Raw genomic sequence first — 21,759 nt, forward strand, 5'->3', positions numbered from 1 at the left:
TTCCACCCGCGCTTTTTAATAGTATTTAACTTTCATGAGTATCCCGTTTTTAAACACCATGTGAGCATTAGAACCCCATTTTGAAGCTTTCCCATCCTGGTTCATTTCAATAATCTGCACATAGTTAATATCCGCGTCTACTCCTGCACCGTCTTGCCAAACAGGATCTATAATCTTGTTACCATGCATGTAAAAGTTGCATCCAGCGTGAATACCATACTCTTTATAAATGCTTTGCGAACGTGAAAAACACAGCATAGTAGCGTATGTTTCTTCATCAGCTGATTTACGCTGCGCGAAAGCCATATACTTTCCGTCGCTAGTAAGATGAAAAACTAGACCCTTGTGAGAATTATCTTCTTCCCACTCGCCGGTTCCAACATAGCCAATATACACGCCGTTACGGTAGAAGTTGTTCCCATTTTTATCAAAAACAGCTCTTTTATGATCCTCATCAACTTCACCATCGTAAAGTTCTATCTGCCCGGGTGTTATTTGCACGTATTTACTCGAATGGTTAAACCCGAGAAGGAAACTGTTATAGTTTTGCTGCATGAAACTACCAAAATCACCTTTTTTAACCATTGAAGATATGGAATCTTCTACTATGGTTAGTTTAGAAATAGCCTTATCAGCCGTGAATTTAGCAGCCTCAATGTCTTTATCTTTAACTCTCAGCCAAGCGAACGTTCTAAAACTACTTATACTGTCAGCGGAAACGTAATGCCACAGTTTGCTTGTCCCAGCTTTATACGGGTGTTCAGACTCAGGATAATTTTCACCTTCAACCTCAATAATGTTAATATCTTCAGGCAGTTTAGACACGTATCCTGAAATTTCTCCTGAATACTCTTTTTTAATGCTATCAATCTTAAAACCATAATTGTCAAACGGAGACCAGTTAGTTCTAAAATGTAGCCAAAACTCACTTGATGGAACAAACACTGTTGCGCCAGAAATTTTTTCACCAGTTAAACCCGGTATAGCGTAAATTTTATCCTCATGCTTGTAAAAAATGTCTACAAAATCGTCAAAAGCTGATTCCGTATGCGACTTCTCATTAAATTTTACGGCTAAACTTTCCTGCTTAACAATAAGCCTGTAAGCGTATCCGGTTGACGTGTCGTAGAAAAAATCACCAACATGCTGCATTTTTTCACTATCCGTCAGCCACAAGCTCATAGGAGCGTTAAAATGGCTTGGAGTATACGAACCGTAATAGTTACCGTTTTTCTGTTTAAGACTATGGTTAACGCTTTCAACACCAGCCTCAATCTTACCGTCTGTAACATTCAGTTTCGTGTTGATTTCACTTATCGTGTAATAGTTTTCAAGCCTCCTACCAGTGTCTTTTATAGCCTCGTTTTTTGCTTTACTAATCTGCTTTTCTACCTGGGAAGTGTAAGAAACTGAAAGTTTTTCCGCGTCAATCGAATGCCCGATAATCCTGTCACCATACACCATGCCGTCAAGAGTCATCGCAGTACTGTAAGGCCCTGAAAAACCGTTATGGCTTCCAGCAATACCATTCATGTTAACCTGTAAAACTTTCGTAGCAGTGTTTTTATCAGGCGTATCCATGTAAAGGTCACGAACCCACATGCCTTTACTATCGTATTCGCTTATCTTATAGCCGCTTTGAGAATTACCCATTTGCGCTTTAATATTATCTATCGCAGCTTTAACACGCTCGTTATCAATTTTTCTAGCTTCAACCGTTTCTTCTTTTAACGTTTGAACAGCATGCGACAAGTTTTGCACATACCCTTTAGAAATCCTGCTCGCAAGCACGATTCTAACTTCGCCTGGTTTTTGAATCGGTATAGTCTGTTTTACTACAGGAAACACTCGGTCCATGCCAAATTGTGGAGCGAGGCAACGAACCCTATCCCCACACTTAATCGTCGCATAATATAAACCTAACTCGGATAAGTCAACCGCGCTAAGGCTTATTTCTACATGCTCAAACTGGTTATCCTGTAACCATTTAGTAGCTTTACGCATAAGATTAGTTGGGACTGTCACATTATTAAAATTAATAACTTTACAAACCCAGCCGAATGTTTTTTGCGCTTCACGAGATACTATATAGTTTTTCCCATTGTTTATTGAAGTAATATCAACATGCTTTTTAAGAACCTCGTTTTCACCATTCTCGTTTTCCAACTCTTTGCCGAGAGGAATAACCGCTGTAGTAACATCCTCTGCTGAAAGGTTTTCCGCGTATTCAAGCAGGTTCAAGCCGAAACTAATATGCTGGCTTGTAGCTTTACCTATTTCTTCTAAACGTAGGTAGTCTAAGTAAAGTTTCCCGTCTTCTTTCCTAAGACGCAAATATCCGCCAAGTTTTTCAACCATTTTTCCCATGATCGCTTCAAGCGTGGTTTCAAAATTAGTAAACCTGTATAGTGAATCATTCGAGTCAGATACGGTTACGAAACCAATTCTTATTTTCTTATAATCATCTACCTGACTGTTATGAGCTTGTAAAAGTTTTTCTAAAAGCTGGTAGGAACTCTGATCATGATATTCTTTCTGAGGTTGAATACTATCCGCTAAGTAAGTTAACAACCCTACGCAAGTTACTTTCTTACTACCATACAAGTCTTTTACTTGTTCTCTAACCTCGCCGAAGAAAATCTCCTCATCGTCACGCCACACGCTTACTATTGATTTCCGGTTTTTAATAAGCTCATAGCAAGGGTTTTGACTAGGGCAAGTAAACGTTAACGTTCCCGCAGTGTTAAGTTCCAAATTTAACGTGATATCATCAAGTACCGCTTTGTCATCATTCGGATAGTAAATCGTATTACCGTCAAGCATGATCCTGTACACTCACAACCACCCCCTTTTATAGGAAATATTTACCATCCCGTTTCCAACGAATGTTAAGCGCATGCTTATTTTTGAACGAAGCTGTGGGAAACGGTTAACACCTGTTTTAATCTCATACTTTTTACCATTAGAATCCAGTAGCATACTGTTAGATGACAGGTTGTTAAATTCTGGAATCAGTGTCATGTCAAAATCGTGAACGAGTGTTATTTCCCGCTTATCATCTACTTGCACACCCCATATTGTGTGAACACCATCCGAATCATCTACACTATACTTATATGGTTGCAGCTTATAGTTGAGTGTGAGAGTTGAATAGTTTTTATCCGATTTAAAATCACTAACCCACATTCGACCCTGATAGTAGAACAATGGTTCATCATCAAGAGACAGTTTCACACTCTTGCCGTGGATTAACGTTTTAACCCTATGGCATGTTTCACTCCACTTGTTTTTGTTTGCAACAATGAATTCAAAACAGCCTTCACGCATCTCGTATAACACTTCACCGGCAAGACTTTCACTAATATCAATACTTTCCTGCCTGCCTGGTATTTGCAAATACTCTAATTTAGGTTCTGGAAGTTGAACGAGCGGACGGCTTGTAGCAACCAGCCCTAGATCGTTAAAACTATGCAACCCGTTTATTAGCATCCCATACACTTTTACCACCCCCTTGCTTTTCTTGTTTGAAGCTTAAAAAGCTCACTGTCCATCCTGCTAGCAATACCACCCACTAGTTCGCCAGTGTCGAGCACAATACTCTGGTTGGAAAACTGTGGGAAATACGCGTCCATAATCGCTAGAATCTGGTTCATAACACTAAGCATTTGCGTGTTCGCTCCCGCGCTCATATTCTGCAAAGTATCAAGCCCCATAATCACTTCCGGACCTTTCTCTCCGCCGCCAAGCATACGCCCGTTTTTCTCACCGAAAATAGTCGCCCCGTTTAACAGCATTGGCTTGTTCATTGCTTTCTTATACCAGTCGATAGCAAGATACGGTACAGACGGTGGCGTAAGAGAGAATTGTCCTTTAATACTAAAATGCGGCAGTTTAATATGAGGAAGACTAAGTTTTATGCCAGAGAAAAACCCTGTTATAGCGTCGATTACTGCTTTAACCTTGTTTTTCGCCGCTTCAATCGGAGTGATGATAGCGTTTTTAATACCATTCCAAACTGACACAACCGTGTTTTTAATACCGTTAAACACAGACTTAACCATGTTTGCTACTGAATTAAACACTGTTGAAATGCTTGTTTTAATACCGTTTACCACGCTCATGATCGCAGTTTTAATACCATTCCAAACACTTGTTGCAGTGTTTTTAATACCGTTTAAAACGTTAGTGAAAAACGATACGATACTATTCCAAACATTCATGAAAAAGTTTTTCACACTCGACCACAGTTTGTTCCAACTAGTGCCAAAGAAAGACAAAAACACGTTAAAAACGTTTTTTAACGTGTTAAATACTGTTATGAACGTGTTTTTAACCGCGTTCCAAACAGCAGTAAAAATTTCTTTTACGCCATTCCAAAGCTGAGACCAGTTACCGGTAAACAATCCTATAAAAACGTCTAAAACGCCTGTGATTAAATCAAGAACGGTTTTGAAACTAGTAAAACTTAAATTTAAAGCGCCTTCAAACAGTGGAGCTAGAATAGCACACAAACCATTCCACACTGTTTTAAGCCCTTCAACAATACTCGTAAAATCAATACCAAGGCTTGACAGTTTTTCTTTAACACCATTAACAAAACCGGTGAAAGTTTCCTTAATTTTCTCCCAAACAGCAATAACACTGTTTCTAAACTCTTCGTTAGTATTCCATAAGGTTACAAAAGCTGCTACCAGAACACCAATAACCGCAACAACCGCGAGTATTGGCGCGGATACTCCACCTAAAACAGCGCCTAACCCTTCAAGAATGCTAGAGCAGGAAGTAAAACTTGCGAACATTTTACCTATAAACAAAGCTAGTTTAGAAAACCCTTGTATAGCAACACCTATTTTAGAAATACACGTTCCAAGAACCACTAAAAAAGGGCCGACTGCCGCAGCAATCAGCCCAAGTGTCACTATAAGTTTTTGGCTTTCTGGAGAAAGCTGTTTAAATTTAGAAAGCCATGCTGATATTTTCTGCATTAATGGTGTTATGACGGGAAGTAAAACATTACCAATAGTCGCAGCAATATTCTGCAACTCTGTTTTTAGAATCTTCATAGAACCCGAAGCGCCCGCAGCTTCACGCCCAGCCTGCCCTTGAGCGTCAGCAGTCTGCTCCATAATAAGAGCCAAAGTAGCAGCCTGTTTCGCTTGCAAGCTCATCGCGCCTCTACCATCATGCAAACCCATGGCAAGAGCTTTAGCTTTAATAGTCGCCTCGTTAACACCCATACCATAATTGTCAAGCATCGCATTATTACCTTTAAGCGCGCCTGTTAAAGCAAGAACAGCAGACTCGGTTGTTCCACCAAACATAGCAGACAAGTCGCCTGCAAGAGCAACCAGCTTCTGACTCATCTCGGCTGCTTCAGCATCACTTTTCCCACCAATATTTTTCAACATCGCGCCCATAGTATTCGCATACTCTAAAGCTTGACCTTGAGCAATACCATAATAGGATTTCAAACTTCCTGACCATTTAAGCATCTTGTTAGCAGACTTACCGTAAATCTGCTCTGTAGCCCCCATAGCATCCTGTAAGTCTGCTGCAGCAGTAAAACCAGCAGCACCAATAGCAGCAATCGGCAGCGTAACTTTCGTGCTTAAACTTTGACCAAGAGATGACATACCATCTCCTAGTTTCTTTATCTTTTTACTCGTACTATCAAACTGGCTACTAAGCTTGGTTAAACTAACACTACCTACCTGTTTTAATTTTTCTTTTAAACTATCAAGATTATTTTCTGTCTCAACAATCTCACGCTGCAAAGCATCATACTTGTCTTTACCAAGCTCCCCGTTTTCCAACTGTACTTTAGCCTGCTTATCCGCCTGTTTCAAAACGTTAAGCTTATTAGACGTTTCTTGGATTTCTTTCTGCAAAAAAGCCTGCTTTTGGCTTAAAAGCTGCGTGCTTGTCGGATCAAGTTTCAAAAGCCTATTAACATCACGAAGCGACTGTTCGGTTGAGCGAATAGTCGAATTCACCTGTTGTAAAGACTTATCTAAGCCTGTAGTATCCCCACCAATTTCAACAGTAATACCTTTAATCCTGTTTGCCATAACATCACCTCCTTCCTAAAAATAGGCATGAAAAAAGCACCTACTATTTAGTAAGCGCTAGAAATAATCTTCCATGATTAATTTATCAGTAAATCAATCTATTCAAGTTCTTTAGTTCTATTTCATTTATATTTATGTTCGTATAGCCGTCTTTCAATAATTCTACTCGTACAGATCTAAATAAATCCTCACATACATCTGGACGATTTAATGTTTTTAATCGATCATCATAATGTACTGTAGTTGTTAGAAATAACTTATCACAATCTATTCTAGTTGGTCGCGTAAATGGATTCCTAGATATATCTGGCTGCTCATCATGATAATGAACCATTGGGTTTCTAATAAGCATATAAGGTTTTAGTGTTTGACATTTAATATACTCATACACTGTACCCGAATGTTTATTACAAATATACATATGTGAAGCCACAGCCATCCCATCCGATATAGACGGATAAGGCACTTTCATCCTCACAACATCTTTTTCGTTAATCAATCAGAAGCCTCCCTTCTTCGTCAATATCGACGAATACTGGATTATGGAGTTCTTCATTTTCCGCAAGAGTAAGCATCATATCGAAATGTTTCTCCGTAAGTAATTCCGAATCAGATTTTGAAAATACAAAGTATTTTTTATCTAAATTTATAATTTTTGAGTTTTCTACCATATTTGTTGAATACATTGCATCTAATGCATCGATCAGTTTTTTATCATTATAATTGAAGTCCGATTCATCTAAATCTACTTGATACTCACCAGACACAATGCGATTTTCTTTTGATTTCCAAAGATTCATCTGATGTGTAAGATCAGATAATTCCTTTTCCGTCATAGTACCAACTATAAAAGCGCATTTTTCAGCCCTTTTAACATTAATAGCTTCAACATTTTTATCATACGCATTCTGAGCCGCCACATTAAAGCTTGCTCTTTCCTTAGTATAATCTCCCCAAACATTACTAAATACCGGACCTTTTTTATACCCTCTTAAATGACTAAAATCAGGTGTTTCTCCAGATACTTTCGTAAAGGCTTCATAAAACAGCAAAAATTTTTGCAACTTTAAAGGGGTCTCATATGATGTATTGTCATTATTCTTTAGCCAACCACTTAAATATAGTTTTCTTTCATTTGAATAAATCATATTCATACTCCTTTCGTAAATCTTTTCATTTTACATCAATCTGATATTAATGTAAATATATTTTCCCATTTTTTGTGCTTATTACTATATTTATCATTATCATACCAAAAATACTCAAGTCTTTAAATTAGAACTTATCAAACTCTGCTTGGCTTGCGAGCTTATCGTATTTCACACTATCGTTTGCTTTCTCCGTCCACATGTCTAAAACCATGCCGATGGTTAAAAGATCCAGTTCGCAAATACTAATCCCGATTTCTGTGCATCTAAGAAGAAACAACGCGGTTGTCATTTGCCGTGTTGTTGCTTTAAATTTTTTTTAGATTTTACTTCAGTTTCCAAGTTTGCTCCCCAAAGTTCTAGAATTTCAGGAAGAATCTCGTAGATAGAAAACATTTCAAACTCGTCAAGCCACTCATCAATACTCGCTGGAATACTATTATCCGCGTGATAAGCCATGATATAAGCCACGTTTTCAAAAATTTCAAGATCTGCTATTTCAAAAACACCCTCGTTGATTTTAAACGACTGCTCTAATTTTGACAGGTCTTTGAAAATATCACGCTTGAATTTAATACGATACAATCTTGGAATAGTGGCGGAAGAACGAAACTTCACGTCTTTACCATTTACTTTTACTGTTTTTTCTAACACTTTTACCCCTTTAAAACTTATTTGATTTCCGTGTTAACTTGCGGAACGTACACGCTCTTATACCATTTCTCATAGGTTTCTTTTGAAGTAGTGTCACCGCTACGGGATTTCACCAAACCATCTTCTCTAGGATCAGCCGTAAGCGACAAAGTTTCCGTACCCGGTTCTATAGTGTCTTCCTTAGTTTCTGACTCAATAGACGGTCGTGTTGCTGAACAGTTATATAAAACGTGTCTGATCGCGTTCACGTCACCATCAAACTCAAACAGGAGCGCGAATTTTTCTGTCTCACTAATCTTCGCGTTTTCAACCAGCACACCGTTTTTATCAAGTTTTTCTTTTAATATTTCCGTTCTAAACCATTCAGGTATAAGAGCAATTTCCAAGTCGCCACTGTAACCGTTGTTAGCAGTCGACCTGAAGTAAACAATCCCGTCAGCGTAAAACGGTGAAGATTCACCCTCAGCCTCAAGGCTTATACTCACCGCCCCCGGAATCGGCTTAGGCTCATCGTAGGAGAAACCACTCGAATCTTTTTTAAGTTTTGCCGCATACACGTTTTTCAGATTGTATTTAACCTTGTTTCCCATTTATTGTTACCTCCATTTCAAAAATGTAGAGTGTTTCATAAAGCTGTTCCGACTCTATGAACGCTTCTGTTTTGTTATAAAAAATGCCGTGCCTATCAAGCACGGCCTCAACTTGTTCTTCCAGTACGGGGTTCTTATAGTCCGCGTATAGTTCAACATGAACTTCGTTTGCTTTAAAATACGTTTTCCCATCTGCCGCAAAATTACTGCTCGCAGGCGTTAAAAACAGAAGAAAAGGCGGATTAGGTGATTCTCCCTCAGCAAAATGATGGTAAGCAAAAGGAAAACCTATTTCTCGCATAATGCTTAAAAGTCTAGTCATGTTCTATTGCCTCCCTTATTTTTTCTTCGAAGCTTTTAACCGCTTTTTCTTCCGCAAGCTTAATGTGTGCTCTTGCTTCCACGCGTCCGCCGCCTCGTTTAGCATGACCGTACTCTAACAAGTGTGTAAGCTGATACTTGTTTCTAGAATGCACTACGAGAACTAGCCTGCTGCCTGTTTCGCTTAATGTTTTAACAGCCCAACTTTTCGCATACGCTCCAGTTCGTTTAGGAGCTGTCATGTTAATTTCTTCTTTTGCTGTTTTACCAGCGTTTTTTACTGCTTCTTTTACTTTCCCGGTTGTAACTTTCGCGTAAGTTTTAAGCTCTCTAATAACTTCTTTAGAGAGGCTGCCAATACTTACTTTGCTCACTTTTTACACCTCTTACAGTGAAGTTTCAGGCTTTTCTTCCTGTAATTCATGTGGTCAATACCTAAAATCTCATAAACCGTATCACGGAAAATAATCCTGTAACCAAGCGATGAGACTACGGCTGTTTCTTTCGAATAGCGGATAGTAAAATCTATTTTTGACTCATCCCACACGTTTCCCGCCGAAGTCTCTTCTATGGGACTTTCAGCACTCACCGTGGCGTAACACTCGTAATATTTACTCCACTTAACCTTATGATTACCAACCTCATCAACTTCAACACTGTTTTTAAGCAGCACAATACGCTCGTTTAATAAACTTATTCTCATTTAAAACCCCGTTTTTCTAACAGTAAAAAGCATCGAACGTAAAGTGAGAGTTAGCGCGTGATGGTCTGCTTCTTCCCGATGCTCATACAAGTAGCCTGTAGCGTATAAGACTGCGAGCCGATACTCGTCAAAGTTTTCACTAATCAAACTCCTATCGTTTTTACGAGCCACTCCCTGGCAGAGTTTTTCAGCAGAACGAATAAGGGTGTTGATAAGCTCATCATCTTCTCTACTATCCACCCTAAGATAGTTTTTTGCTTCCTCAACTGTAACTATCATCAACACCCCTCCTTAACTTTTAGCCGTCTTTTAAGCTGCTACGCTTGTTTTAACAGGCAGAATCTGTACTGCTTCTTTAAGCACGAGTTTTCCGTCTACACGCTCTTTAGCAACAAAACCTATCATGCCGTTTCCAGCGAAAAGCTCAGTAAGCTCTTTAAACGAGCGTGAACCACGGTCACCAATGTTGTAGTACGAGTAGTCGCCAAAAGCCACCATGTTTTCAGGCGCGTAAGCAGACGTGTATACCGGGTATCCGAGAATCCTGTTCGGCTCATCATCCTGGTATGAAGGCTGCCAAACGTACGCGCCATTATTGTCTTTAAGTTTTCGTATGCTCGCGACTGTTTTATCGTTCATAATAAAACTCGCGTTTTTACGGTATGGTCGCCTCAAAGCGTGAATAAGATCAATCAGATCATCAGTTTTAATACCGGCTGTTTCTTTAAGGAACGTGCCGCCGTCTTTCTTGTTGAAAATACCAGTCGGTTTTCCCGCGCCATCCCCGTTAAGAAAAGCGTCTTCCTCAGCGTTAGCCAAAGCCATGCCGAAGGATGTGAGAAGATGATTCTCGAGGTTAAACGCATTATCATACAAGAGTTCTTCAGTAACTTTTACCGCAACGTGAAGCTTATGAGCGTCAAGCAGGATTTGAGCAAACTTGGAATCCCCAAAGTTAAGGCTTGCGCCTTCTTCAATCCAAGCCGCCGCAGGATCACTCATCGCAACATTAATCTTATGCTCTCCACTAGTAGTAATCGTGGTAGCAAGAGAGCGAATAATGTTTTCTTCTTTCAACGTTTCAATCAGACGATTATCATACTCTTCCGGCACAAGATACCCGCCGTCAGCGTCCACGCCTTCCTGCAACACGTTATCGACTCGTTTAAAATTACTTCTAAGAGCTGTAAGCATTGCCTGCTTATACTCGTCACGCGCACGACCTTGCTTTTCAGAGTTCACACCTGTTTTCATAGGTTTTGCAACAATCGCCTCGGATGTTGGTTTTGAAAGCTCCTTATCCATTTTTTCCATCTGCTCTAAACGATCAATTTCCATACTGTAAGCTTTCACTTTCGCTTCCATCTCATCATAGGTTTTCGCGTCTTCTTCTGAAATAAGCCCGTCCTTGTCACGTTTAGACTCAAGGAAAGCTTTCGCACCCTGCCAAGCCTTATTACGTTTCTCAACCATGTTTGAAATACTGTTCATCATATTTACCTCCAATTTTTGATTAAAAAAAGACGATCCATAAGATCGTCTGCACTAATATTGTTTGTTTCCTTACCGCTTATCCGGCAGGCTTTACATATTTTTTCCAATAACGTGTTTTGCACGCTTAATTTCGAATACAATGTTGAAACCTGTGGTATGCCAATATCAGCGGTTTCACCTCTAGTTAAAACACCGTCCGCAAACCCGAGTTCTACCGCCTTGTTAGCATCCATCCACGTTTCCGAATCCATTAAATGCGACAGTTTCACACGGTTAAGCCCTGTTTTAATCTCGTAAGCGTTAATAATGGACTCTTTGACCTCATCAAGCATTGATATTGCTTTTTCCATTTCGCCTCTGTTGCCAAAAGCAACAGTCATAGGATTATGAATCATAAGCATTGACACCGGGCTCATATAAACCTTTGTGCCAGCCATCGCAATAACCGATGCCGCCGACGCCGCAATCCCATCAATCTTGACCGTCACACAACCCTTGTAATCCATGAGCATGTTATAGATTTGTGCCGCAGCCACACAATCCCCACCAGGCGAGTTAATCCACACGGTAATATTCCCACTACCAGCGTTTAACTCGTCTTTAAAAAGTTGTGGTGTAATATCATCATCAAACCATGATTCTTCAGCAATCGTACCGTTAAGAAACAGTGTCCTCTCAAAAATCTCATTATTCTCATTAGTCTCATTGTTTTCCTTTTGGTTTTTCCACTGCCAAAACTTCCTCATTACCTTTTTCCTCCTCTCTTATATAAAGAAGCGACCAAGATTTTCTTGGTCGCTTCATGTTCGTATAACACTCATATAATACCTAAAGAACTAGCTTTACAGTTAGATAATCCACCTTACTTGTATGCTCTTCCATTTAAGGAAACTAGAGAATCAAATAATTGTGTTTCATCTAGAATACTCTCAGTTGGAGTTCTTTCCGTTATTGCAAGTTCTTTATACTTACTAGTAATTCCCTTAACAGCTTCTAATATCGATGGTTTAGAAACTTTGGAATCGCTTTTCCTATACTCTTTAATTAAATCAGAAACTGCAAAAATCCCTAATTCCTTAAATTTCTGAGTTCGGTCATGATCATTCAAAGTTTCATTATTACTGATTCTTTCAACATTAAACCTTGTATTGTTTACTTTTTCGTCATAAGCCATCCTAAACTCTAACGAATTTTTCCAACCATAGTCAGAATTGTAAACAAACTTTTCACCAGTTATGTCTTCAATAGCCATAGCTAGAATATATTCATAGCATCCAGCATCTCTACTATCATAAATAGCATCGTAAAGAGGTTTAATTGCCTTCAGTCCCAGTTTCAATATTCTTTGATAGTTTTTAGAATTCCTAATAAACTTTCCTGGATGTGCCTGCATAGCCACTTGTGGATTAGTCTTCGTCTCAGTTTCTATTTCCACCCTCAACTTATTCATGGCTCCCTTTATATCATCTAACTTTTCAGCATAAGCCACATTTACAGGCATCAATTTATGAGCTATATTCCCACTATTCTTTGATGCTTGATTATTTCCAATAATAAAAATTCCAGAAGATACAAATAGAACCAATAAAAGTAAAGTTCCTAGCGAAATATACATTTTTTTCTTAGACATAGTATTACGCCTCCTAGAATTCTATATTCGCAGTGTATTTGTGTTGCAAAGAACCATAAACAGAATTAGGGTAATAAGGATCATGACTACCATGGTTAAACAGCTCCAATTGTCCCCATTTAGCACGGCACCACTTAAGACCAGTAACTTTTGCAAAATGAACAATTTTATCAGGAGAATGACCATACGCTAGAATAAATGGATCATATTTATAAGGTCTATAACCTTTCTTTGCCAGATAATTATCCAATTGCGCTTTAGTAGCAGCATCATCACCAAAGTCACTAGGCCATTCGTACGTCATACTACCAGTTGCAAATCCTAGACAATTATATGCTGGCGTAGCCTTATCGCTATAAAACCATGTCCATGAAATACTATCATAAAACGATTTTGGTTGAGATAAAGTATACGCATAAGCAACAGAATTGGATGTGAAAAACAACATTCCAACAACCATTACATAAGTGGTTATTGCTGATAACATCTTTCTTTTTCTAATCATTTGTAAGCACCTACTTAAAAACAACATCTTTAACTAAGATTGAGATTAATCAGCTTTTATCTCGAATGATCACTATTCTTGTACATTTTATGATTTTTTTATAATGTCACATAAATTATTCCATCCTTTCTGCTATTATTAATTTGTTGTATACTCTCATAGTGTAGGATATTATCTTAGCTAAGTATCCATAGAGATTAAATTCTATTTTTCGCTTAACGTTAAGATAATTCGTTATGTCTTCGTTGCCTAAATGATTCATCCACTGTCTAAACAGTTATACTATAATAATATTAATATAACATGTTATATTAATATTATCAAGACACAAATTCATCTTAATCACCTAACTTATTTCTACCAATTACAGTGAACGCTCCAGCACGGTTAAGCGGGAGCATGTTACCGTTAATCAAATACAAGTCACCACCCTCACAGGCGGGAATCTTATCCAAGTTTTCTAACTGTCTAATATCGTTCGCGCTCATCCAACCGTTTTGACGAGCGGTAGCATAACCATTCATACGACTCTGATAGTCTCCTCGAAGAAGACCATCCACGTTAAACTTCACATAATAAGTTTCTTTCTCCTTATCAGTAAAAAGCCGCCTCGTAATAGACTGTTCAAAACGCGCCACCCAAGGATCAAGCGTGTATTTCACAAACTCCAACGACTGCTGCTCAATATTAGAAAAACTCGACTTTTCTAAATCACCAACCATGTGTGGTGGGACTCTAAAAATACGAGCAATCTCGTTAATCTGAAACTTACGAGTTTCAAGAAACTGTGCTTCGTTAGGCGAAATAGAAATAGGCGTATACTTCATGCCTTCCTCTAAAATCGCTATCTTATGCGAGTTAGAACCCGAGAACCCCTTATTCCAACTATCCCTCATACCAGACGGATCTTTCACTGTACCGGGGTATTCCAAGATTCCGCTTGGTGTAGCACCGTTAGCGAAAAACGATGCACCATACTCTTCCGTAGCTATCGCCATACCGATAGCGTTTTTCGCCATCGCAATAGGCGAATAGCCAACAAGCCCGTCAAAACCAAGACCGGGAATATGAAGCACGTCAAAAGGCTTAAGTTTCACACTCGTTTCTTTACCCGCTAAAACATCACTATCATTTAACGTATACTCGTAAAAAATTTGGCCACTCTCATCCCGGTCAACTCTCATACGATCAGGCATTAAAGGGTATAAGCCTAAAACCTCGCCTTTACCGTTTCGAATAATCTGCGCGTAAGCATTACCCCATAACAATAGATGCGTCATCAATGTTTCTCTAAACACGAAGCTTGTCATCTCAAGATTCGGCTCATCATGAAGCACCTTATACAAAGGATGTTTAACAGCTTTAGCCGTACCCGTACTCGTCCGCTCATACACGTGAAGCGGCAGACTCGCCACCGCCTCAGACAGGATACGCACACACGAGTAAACCGCCGTCATCTGCATCGCCGAACGCTCATTCACCCTCTTACCAGAAGAAGACATGCCACTAATAAACCTTTGAGCATTCAAGTTAAAACGATTCTCCGGCTTATCTCTGCTCTTAAAAATCTTACTAAAAATACTCATGACCCTCCTTATTACATGAATAGGATTCCTCGAGCGTCATACACGCTTTGAGTGTTCGCGTTACCGCATCTGATAGCACGGTCAAGTGCCATGATGGTGGCTATAGCACCGTCGATTTTCTCGGTTGATTTTTCCTTATCTGCCTTAATGTTTCCTGCCGGATCTGTGCGGATGAAAATGTTATCCATGTTCCAGCGAAGCACCGGATTCCCTGCGTGTGCGATTTTCTGCTCGAGTGTAAGCTTCATAAGCTCCTTGGTAGGCGGACTCATATCCTTGAATCCCTGTCCGAACGGAACCACGGTAAACCCCATGTTTTCAAGGTTTTGCACCATTTGCACTGCGCCCCAACGGTCGAAAGCAATCTCACGAATATTGAAACGTTCACCTAAAGTTTCGATGAATTTTTCAATAAACCCATAGTGAACAACGTTTCCTTCCGTGGTCTTAATAAACCCTTGTTTTTCCCACACGTCATACGGCACATGATCTCGTTTCACGCGCAAACTCAAGGTTTCTTCAGGCACCCAAAAATAAGGTAGGATACGAAACTTATCCGACTCATCTAAAGGCGGAAACACAAGCGAAAAAGCCGTAAGATCAGTGGTGCTTGAAAGGTCAAGACCCCCGTAGCAGACCCTGCCCTCTAGTTCTTCCTCATTCACCTGAAAACCGCAAGCATCCCACTTTTCCATCGGCATCCAACGAATAGACTGTTTCACCCACTGGTTAAGACGAAGCTGACGGAAAGCATTCTCTTCACCAGGATTTTGCCGGGCTGACTCGAAAGCAGCCTTAACTTTCTCCATTTGAACCGTCACCCCAAGAGAAGGATTAGCTTTCTTCCACACCTTAGGATCCGTCCAATCATCCGAATCTTTTGCACCATAAATCACTGGGTAAAAAGTTGGATCAATTTTCCTACCCTCGAGAATATCCACTGCTTTCTGATGCGTCTCATAGCAGATAGAATGCGTATCCGTACCGGCTGTGGTAATCAGAAAATATAGTGGCTGCATGCGAGCGTCCCCGGAGCCTTTAGTCATCACGTCAAAAAGTTTACGGTTTGGCTGCGTGTGAAGCTCATCAAACACGACACCGTGAATGTTAAACCCGTGTTTAGAGTACGCTTCAGCCGACAACACTTGGTAGAAACTGTTAGTTGGTAGGAAAATAATACGTTTTTGCGAAGCTAAAATTTTAACCCTACGATTAAGAGCCGGACACATTCTAACCATGTCCGCCGCCACATCAAACACGATCGTTGCCTGCTGACGGTCCGCCGCACAACCATAAACCTCGGCACGCTCCTCATTATCCCCACAGCATAAAAGCAAGGCTACTGCAGCAGCAAGCTCACTTTTACCCATTTTCTTAGGTATCTCAATATACGCGGTATTAAACTGACGGTAACCATTCGGTTTCACCACGCCAAACAAGTCCCTGATAATCTGCTCCTGCCAGGCTAGGAGCTTAAAAGGCTTACCAGCCCACGTTCCTTTCGTGTGTGTTAAACATTCGATAAAACTTACAGCATAATCCGCAAGCTCCTTACTATACGTTGAATCTTCTTTTTTAAACTTAGTAACCTCGTATGCTTGCAACTTAAGCTCCTCCTTTCTTTAGGCATAAAAAAAGACGCTTACAGCGCCCACATCATTTCTTAGTTTTTCTTAACGAGAAACAGGGCCTTAAGCCCTGCTACTTTTAACTAAACTTAAAGTTTTTACTCTTTAGTTTCTTGTGTCAAGGATCATTTCTAAAGCCTCATTTGCAAGCTTGCTTGTTGGCATCATGTCCCAGCCTCTATCGTAGTTTGCGATAACCTTGTTATTGTTTTTCAAAGTAAGCTTGGAAATTCGCCCCTGGTTAATCCCATATTCGCTTGGCTCTTCAAAAACCTTCATACTGTAGCTTACAACCTGATCTTCAACTCTAAGCGTATCTTGTTCCCACATGATTTTTTCTCCTTTTTCTGTGTTTTTTGCTGATACTATATATCACTCTAAAAGCACATAATAGCAAGCCATAAACGAGAAAAAATCGCGGATAATTCCACGATTTTTCTCCAGCCTTCCAACCCTATGGCTGACTATCCCCCCTTTCTTTTAGCTTCTTTCTTGTTGAATCGCTTGATACGCTTTTTGAATATCCTTGTCCAAGGTTTCAGCATCCGCAAACAGTTCAAACTCCGTATCGTTTAGTTTTCCTCCGCTTACCTTCCAAAGCTCCTCGTGAGCTTTACTGGCGCAGGTTTTTGCTGTTTGCGCAATGTCGAGCATGCTGATAGCCGAACTAATTTTCCCTTCTTCAGCTTTTTTGACTGCGTTTAATGTGTAGCGTCTGCATGTTTTAACTTCGTTTGCGAGGTTTTGTAAAATTTCTTTTTTCACAGGTTTTCTCCTTTGCGCACGTGTTTTTGCTGATACTATATATCACTCTAAAAGCGCGCAATAGCAAGCTTTTAAGCCAAGAAACACCGGGTATTTACACGTTTTTCCCCCACCAGTTTTCGCTAATTTTTTTACTCTTAAAAACCGTTAAACGTTTCTAAAATCATGCGGAAATAATCATCACCCAAAAATCATCTACCACAGTCAAACATGCTTTTACAAAAACCTCGTTCTCTTGCTCTAAAATCGCGAAAATTTCTTCAACCAAAGAACCTGTAGTACAGTCTTCACTCAACACGTACGCCTGGTCTTCACTCGAATACAGCATTACGCTCACCCCCGTTTCTAAAAGCACAGGACCCTTCTAAACGGGAAAGCATAATTTTCCTGTCTTGTTTAAACTCGTCTCCTATAAACCCGAGTCTAAGAAGAAAACATCTGAAAGCATACTTATCGTTAACCGTCTCACGCTTACTATTATTTACGCGTTTAATTTCCACGCTCATTTTACAAAGACTGTTTATAAACTTCGCATAGGATGCCAAGCCTGGTTGGTTAGCCTGCTCAAACCAAGGAAAAATAAGCTTATCATCTTCTTCCTTAATATTAAGACTGTTCACTCCTAACGCTTTTTTAATAAGATCACCCTTATTATCAAGAATTTTCCTAAGCTTTACCACATCAGCCTTATCTTTAGGAAACTCAACACTAAAACATTGCGTACCATCACACGCGCAGACTGGAAGACTTATACCATAGTCAACGTCTAACATGTTTTTCAAATCATCTAAGTTCTCTTCACTACTACACGTGACCGTACCATCTTTACTAATGTTGAAAACACCTATCTTGTAAGACATACTCGGAGTTTTTAAGTAAACAGCCTTTACTCCCGTAGAATCCTCTATAGCTTTAATAAGCGGCTGCCTATCTTTTCCTTTTAACCCGTATTTTAATTCCATTTTGCCTCCTTTAGATTTTTTCGGGTACATATATAAATCACTCTAAAGAAGGCTTATAGCAAGCGTTTGCAAACTATTTTTCATATAAAATACGAGTCTTACTCGTTAGCACATACTTCAGTAAACGAGTATTCTTTACCGCCTCTTAAAACTTTCACACTCTTATCATTTCCAACCTGCTCAATATAACGTTTCACAATCACGTCACAATATTTCTCGTCAAGCTCGATAGCGTAGCAGATTCTACCAGTCTGCTCGCAGGCTATAAGCGTGCTACCACTTCCAGCAAACGGATCTAACACAAGCGAGTTCGTCATACTCGAGTTTTTAATCGGATACGCTAAAAGAGCTATTGGTTTCATGGTTGGATGATCAGCGTTTTTCTTAGACTTTTCAAACTCCCAAACTGAAGTTTCTTTCCTACCCGCATACCACTTGTGTTTACCTTTTTTCTTCCACCCATACAAACACGGTTCATGCTGCCACTGGTAAGGGCTTCTACCCAACACCAGCGACGGTTTCTTCCAAATACAACAACCTGAAAGATAAAACCCCGCGTCCTGGAATGCTTTTCTAAAATTCAAACCCTCCGTGTCAGCATGAAACACGTAGATAGATGCATCATCTGCCATCGCCTGCTCCATGTTCACGAACGAGTTGAAAAGAAACTGGTAAAACTTATCATCCTCCATATTATCGTTTTTAATTTTCCCAGCAGAACCCTCATAGTTCACGTTATAAGGCGGATCAGTAACCACCAGATTCACTTTAGTATCCTCAAGAAGCGTCTTAAATGTTTCTAACTTAGTAGCATCACCGCAAATAACACGATGCTTACCAAGCGTCCACATGTCACCTGTTTTAGAAAAACACGGTTCTTCCAATTCTTTTTCAACATCAAAATCATCATCACTTACGTCTTTATCAGCATCAAAAATACTGGAAAGCTCCGCCTCGTCAAACCCGAGAAGATCAAGGTTAAAATCCGCGCCTTCAAGCTCCGACAACTCAACAGCTAAAAGCTCACTGTCCCAGCCTGCGTTAAGTGAAAGCTTATTATCCGCAATAATATAAGCACGCTTTTGTGTTTCAGTTAAATGGTTTTCTTTCACACACGGAACTTTTTTAAGACCCAATTTTTGCGCCGCGGCAAGCCTGCCGTGCCCCGCGAGAATCGTATTATCCTCCGCCACTAGAATCGGGGATAGAAAACCAAACTCGCGAATACTTGCCGCTATCTGAGATACTTGCGCCTCAGAGTGAGTGCGAGCGTTTCTCACATACGGGATAAGCTCACTTACGTCAGCCAAATAATACTGCATTTCTTTTTCCATAAGCTTTCCTCCCGTTAGAAAAGACCCCAGCAAGCCAGCTTTTCAAAACCACCCACCGAGTCAATATAATCTTTCGCAATTTTCACAATCTGCGCATACGGTTTACCATCAACCATTTCATCCCCGATAGCACAAGAAAACTCAACCACCCGACCGGTCTCCTGCGCTTTCAAAAACGCGTAAATATTAACCGACACATCAGCTTTCGTAAGATCCTTACCATGAAGACCGCCGCCCGTAACAGCATCATCCATATCTGACCCGAGTTTTCGATTAACCGCTCCCGTATCCACGCTGATACCACCCGTCCAGTCGCCTAAAGGATTAACAAACGCATTCGGATACTCTTTCAATAAGTCTTCTCGTTTAGCGTGAGACTGGCAGATGATAAGCTTTTCACCATCAAGAACATACTTGCCGTCATACGGATACTTTTCATAAACCTTTCGAGCAATAGTAGAAAGTTTCTTCTGCTCGCCTGTTAGTGGTACGCCTTTAAAAATCCCGTTATCGCCACAGCGAACCATACCATCCTGGTTTCGGCTTAAATGCTTATCCTGTGGCACGACCGTAATATCAATCTTTACTTTCCCAGGGCTTAAACGGTGGATAATATTTTTAATATCCTTAAACTTAAACATCACCGTGCTTTCAATACACACGGCACACTTACCATGCCCGAGCATCACTTCAACAGCGATCTTTGGATTCTCATCCAGCTTGTAAGCCAGATCAACAATTGCTCCAGCAATACGATCCGCAATCTTGTCCGGGTGACTTGGATTTACTTTTTCTATCATAATTTTTTCTCCTAAATGTTTTTACGTGTAATAAGCAGGCGTTCCATTAAATCGTTTTGAGGTGAAACGCCATCAAACTCAGTCGAACAGTTTTCTTTCACAATTTGGAAAATCTCATTCCAAAGCCTGACCGCCTGATTCATGTAGTTAATACCAATGTTGATAAAAGGCGATGGTATCGGTTTACCCGTGGTTGGATGCTTGGAAAGAAACCCGAGTTTACTGGTTACTTCCTCGCATTGAATCCAACGAGCACAGCTCATCGCATACCGTTCAATAAGAGGAGACGGGACTTTACTGCTAACACCAATGTCTTTTAGCCACTTCCATGTTTCAGCGAAAATTTCTTTAGCCTGAAGCTGAGTACCGTCTTTTTGCGTGGCGGATAAAAACTCGTGAGGAACAGGCATTTCAGCACCTTCAAGCTCCGGAATATCAAGCACGCTTAAAGGCCTGCCACCAGGGTTTCCTTCACTCGCTTTTTCAACAACCGCTTTCTTTTTACGCCCGGCACCCACGCGTCTGCCGCCACGACCGCCGATATTATTTGATTTTGTAGGCAAACTTTTCGCCTCCTTCCCACGTGAGTTTTAACTATTAAAAAATTTTTGTGTCTGATTTTGCCTATTACCCTTTTGAATTCGCTGTTTTTACGCAAAATACCCTGCGCCCGTTCCCCATGGGGTAGGCTCGTAGAGATTTAAACCCCCCTAGGGGGTGGGTTATTTGTTATGCCAGCGATCTCCACGCTTAGCGTGAATTTTAGAGTGACAGGATTTGCATAGAGAAATAAGATTATTCCTCTCATGCGTTCCGCCTTCAGCAATCGGTTTAATATGATGAACCTGCTCAACAGGCACAAGCACACGATTCTTAAAGCAAAGCTCACAGAAAGGATGCTCTTTCACATAAGAGTCCCTGACTTTCTGCCATGCTCTGCCGTAACGCTTGTGAGCATCATAAGGACGCTCGTATTTTTCGTAGCGCCTGTTCTCTTGTTTTAAGTGTTTCTCACAAAACCTGCCGTCAGTTAGGTTCGGACAGCCTTGATAAGAACACGGTCTTTTAGGTTTTCTTGGCAAGACTCATCCTCCCTTCGGGAAGCTTACACTTGTGATACAATTGTTAAAATAAAATAGTTTACAGGTAGTTGTTATGAAAAAATGTAAAACCGTAGCAAATATCCTTTGGGCATTAGGCGTTTTCTCATTACTTTTAGTGATTTTAGAAGAAAGAAACATTACGCATTTTCTTCCCATATACTCAGTCCATAAGCCTACAACTACAGAGCAAATTAACCTATCCAATACGCTAACGCTATCCATTTGCTGTATAGGCTATCTTCTTTTAGGCATATCACTAGTTCTTAAAATCGTTACCGCTACATCAACAAAGAAACTGCCTCAAACTAACAAGCCAATATATATAAAGATCATACTTATCTCATTAAAAGTAGTAGCAGTCATTTTCACACTGCTCATAATTGCCTTCTCCTTATTATTTGCTTTCTTTTCCTTCCTAGTTTTAGTTGTTGATTTTAATACTCCGCAATAAGTAACTCAAAATAAGAA

25 protein-coding genes are annotated in these 21,759 nt (G+C 40.1%); 1 reads left to right on the plus strand and 24 read right to left on the minus strand.

The features are described 5' to 3' along the window. Positions 1–15: 15 nt before the first annotated feature. The 24 genes from HXT51_RS02340 to HXT51_RS02455 all read right to left on the minus strand — a co-directional run bounded on the left by HXT51_RS02340 (position 16) and on the right by HXT51_RS02455 (position 21,270). The gene (locus tag HXT51_RS02340) at positions 16–2,823 is read right to left on the minus strand and encodes a phage tail spike protein (protein ID WP_421776801.1); all 2,808 of its coding nucleotides are present in this window, start codon (positions 2,821–2,823) and stop codon (positions 16–18) included. Between the two features lie 12 nt (positions 2,824–2,835). After that, on the minus strand, positions 2,836–3,489 hold the full coding sequence (locus HXT51_RS02345; protein ID WP_421776692.1) for a hypothetical protein: 654 nt from the start codon (positions 3,487–3,489) through the stop codon (positions 2,836–2,838). Positions 3,490–3,500: 11 nt separating this feature from the next. Then, on the minus strand, positions 3,501–6,068 hold the full coding sequence (locus HXT51_RS02350) for a phage tail tape measure protein (RefSeq protein ID WP_421776693.1): 2,568 nt from the start codon (positions 6,066–6,068) through the stop codon (positions 3,501–3,503). A 491-nt stretch (positions 6,069–6,559) separates the two neighbouring features. Beyond that, positions 6,560–7,216: a hypothetical protein gene (locus HXT51_RS02355; protein WP_032812428.1), complete on the minus strand. Its 657-nt coding sequence runs from the start codon at positions 7,214–7,216 to the stop codon at positions 6,560–6,562. 288 nt (positions 7,217–7,504) lie between these two features. Beyond that, positions 7,505–7,870, minus strand: a complete 366-nt coding sequence (locus HXT51_RS02360) for a hypothetical protein (protein WP_014554474.1) — start codon at positions 7,868–7,870, stop codon at positions 7,505–7,507. Between the two features lie 17 nt (positions 7,871–7,887). Then, the gene (locus tag HXT51_RS02365) at positions 7,888–8,460 is read right to left on the minus strand and encodes a major tail protein (RefSeq protein WP_421776694.1); all 573 of its coding nucleotides are present in this window, start codon (positions 8,458–8,460) and stop codon (positions 7,888–7,890) included. Continuing rightward, positions 8,444–8,782, minus strand: coding sequence for a hypothetical protein (locus HXT51_RS02370; RefSeq protein ID WP_421776695.1), 339 nt, complete (start codon positions 8,780–8,782; stop codon positions 8,444–8,446). The genes HXT51_RS02365 and HXT51_RS02370 overlap by 17 nt, the downstream gene beginning before the upstream one ends. Then, positions 8,775–9,155, minus strand: a complete 381-nt coding sequence (locus HXT51_RS02375; RefSeq protein ID WP_285070214.1) for an HK97 gp10 family phage protein — start codon at positions 9,153–9,155, stop codon at positions 8,775–8,777. The genes HXT51_RS02370 and HXT51_RS02375 overlap by 8 nt, the downstream gene beginning before the upstream one ends. Next, positions 9,152–9,484, minus strand: a complete 333-nt coding sequence (locus tag HXT51_RS02380; RefSeq protein ID WP_421776696.1) for a phage head closure protein — start codon at positions 9,482–9,484, stop codon at positions 9,152–9,154. Before HXT51_RS02380 ends, HXT51_RS02375 begins: the two co-directional genes overlap by 4 nt. Next, the gene (locus HXT51_RS02385; RefSeq protein ID WP_174142805.1) at positions 9,485–9,763 is read right to left on the minus strand and encodes a head-tail connector protein; all 279 of its coding nucleotides are present in this window, start codon (positions 9,761–9,763) and stop codon (positions 9,485–9,487) included. 30 nt (positions 9,764–9,793) lie between these two features. Further along, on the minus strand, positions 9,794–10,978 hold the full coding sequence (locus HXT51_RS02390; RefSeq protein WP_421776697.1) for a phage major capsid protein: 1,185 nt from the start codon (positions 10,976–10,978) through the stop codon (positions 9,794–9,796). Positions 10,979–10,980: 2 nt separating this feature from the next. After that, a complete protein-coding gene (locus tag HXT51_RS02395) occupies positions 10,981–11,724 on the minus strand; it encodes a head maturation protease, ClpP-related (RefSeq protein ID WP_421776698.1) in 744 nt (247 codons plus the stop codon). A 116-nt stretch (positions 11,725–11,840) separates the two neighbouring features. Next, a complete protein-coding gene (locus HXT51_RS02400; protein ID WP_421776699.1) occupies positions 11,841–12,608 on the minus strand; it encodes a hypothetical protein in 768 nt (255 codons plus the stop codon). Positions 12,609–12,621: 13 nt separating this feature from the next. Further along, positions 12,622–13,056, minus strand: coding sequence for a DUF7689 domain-containing protein (locus HXT51_RS02405; RefSeq protein WP_421776700.1), 435 nt, complete (start codon positions 13,054–13,056; stop codon positions 12,622–12,624). 395 nt (positions 13,057–13,451) lie between these two features. After that, positions 13,452–14,699 (minus strand): phage portal protein, encoded by a 1,248-nt coding sequence (locus tag HXT51_RS02410; protein WP_410294673.1) that lies wholly within the window; start codon positions 14,697–14,699, stop codon positions 13,452–13,454. 11 nt (positions 14,700–14,710) lie between these two features. Continuing rightward, positions 14,711–16,303, minus strand: coding sequence for a terminase large subunit (locus HXT51_RS02415; RefSeq protein ID WP_421776701.1), 1,593 nt, complete (start codon positions 16,301–16,303; stop codon positions 14,711–14,713). 129 nt (positions 16,304–16,432) lie between these two features. Further along, on the minus strand, positions 16,433–16,657 hold the full coding sequence (locus tag HXT51_RS02420; RefSeq protein WP_020757781.1) for a DUF7678 domain-containing protein: 225 nt from the start codon (positions 16,655–16,657) through the stop codon (positions 16,433–16,435). A 150-nt stretch (positions 16,658–16,807) separates the two neighbouring features. After that, positions 16,808–17,092, minus strand: a complete 285-nt coding sequence (locus HXT51_RS02425) for a hypothetical protein (RefSeq protein WP_020757782.1) — start codon at positions 17,090–17,092, stop codon at positions 16,808–16,810. Between the two features lie 163 nt (positions 17,093–17,255). Then, a complete protein-coding gene (locus HXT51_RS02430; protein WP_020757783.1) occupies positions 17,256–17,420 on the minus strand; it encodes a hypothetical protein in 165 nt (54 codons plus the stop codon). Continuing rightward, on the minus strand, positions 17,404–18,054 hold the full coding sequence (locus HXT51_RS02435) for a hypothetical protein (protein ID WP_032819288.1): 651 nt from the start codon (positions 18,052–18,054) through the stop codon (positions 17,404–17,406). The genes HXT51_RS02430 and HXT51_RS02435 overlap by 17 nt, the downstream gene beginning before the upstream one ends. Positions 18,055–18,152: 98 nt before the next feature. Then, positions 18,153–19,388, minus strand: coding sequence for a site-specific DNA-methyltransferase (locus HXT51_RS02440; RefSeq protein ID WP_421776702.1), 1,236 nt, complete (start codon positions 19,386–19,388; stop codon positions 18,153–18,155). 14 nt (positions 19,389–19,402) lie between these two features. Next, a complete protein-coding gene (locus tag HXT51_RS02445) occupies positions 19,403–20,188 on the minus strand; it encodes an S-adenosylmethionine synthetase N-terminal domain-containing protein (RefSeq protein WP_421776703.1) in 786 nt (261 codons plus the stop codon). Between the two features lie 11 nt (positions 20,189–20,199). Next, entirely contained in the window at positions 20,200–20,751 is a 552-nt protein-coding gene (locus HXT51_RS02450; protein WP_415696794.1) for a P27 family phage terminase small subunit, read from the minus strand. A 159-nt stretch (positions 20,752–20,910) separates the two neighbouring features. Continuing rightward, on the minus strand, positions 20,911–21,270 hold the full coding sequence (locus HXT51_RS02455; RefSeq protein WP_020757788.1) for an HNH endonuclease: 360 nt from the start codon (positions 21,268–21,270) through the stop codon (positions 20,911–20,913). 73 nt (positions 21,271–21,343) lie between these two features. Between HXT51_RS02455 and HXT51_RS02460 the strand changes: the two genes are divergently transcribed. Further along, positions 21,344–21,742 carry a hypothetical protein gene (locus HXT51_RS02460; protein ID WP_032842297.1) on the plus strand — a complete coding sequence of 133 codons (399 nt, stop codon included), beginning with the start codon at positions 21,344–21,346 and terminating at the stop codon, positions 21,740–21,742. The last annotated feature ends 17 nt before the right edge of the window (positions 21,743–21,759 follow it).

It is taken from the genome of Gardnerella sp. KA00255 (assembly GCF_049244095.1).
In the GTDB taxonomy this organism is placed as follows: domain Bacteria; phylum Actinomycetota; class Actinomycetes; order Actinomycetales; family Bifidobacteriaceae; genus Bifidobacterium; species Bifidobacterium vaginale_F.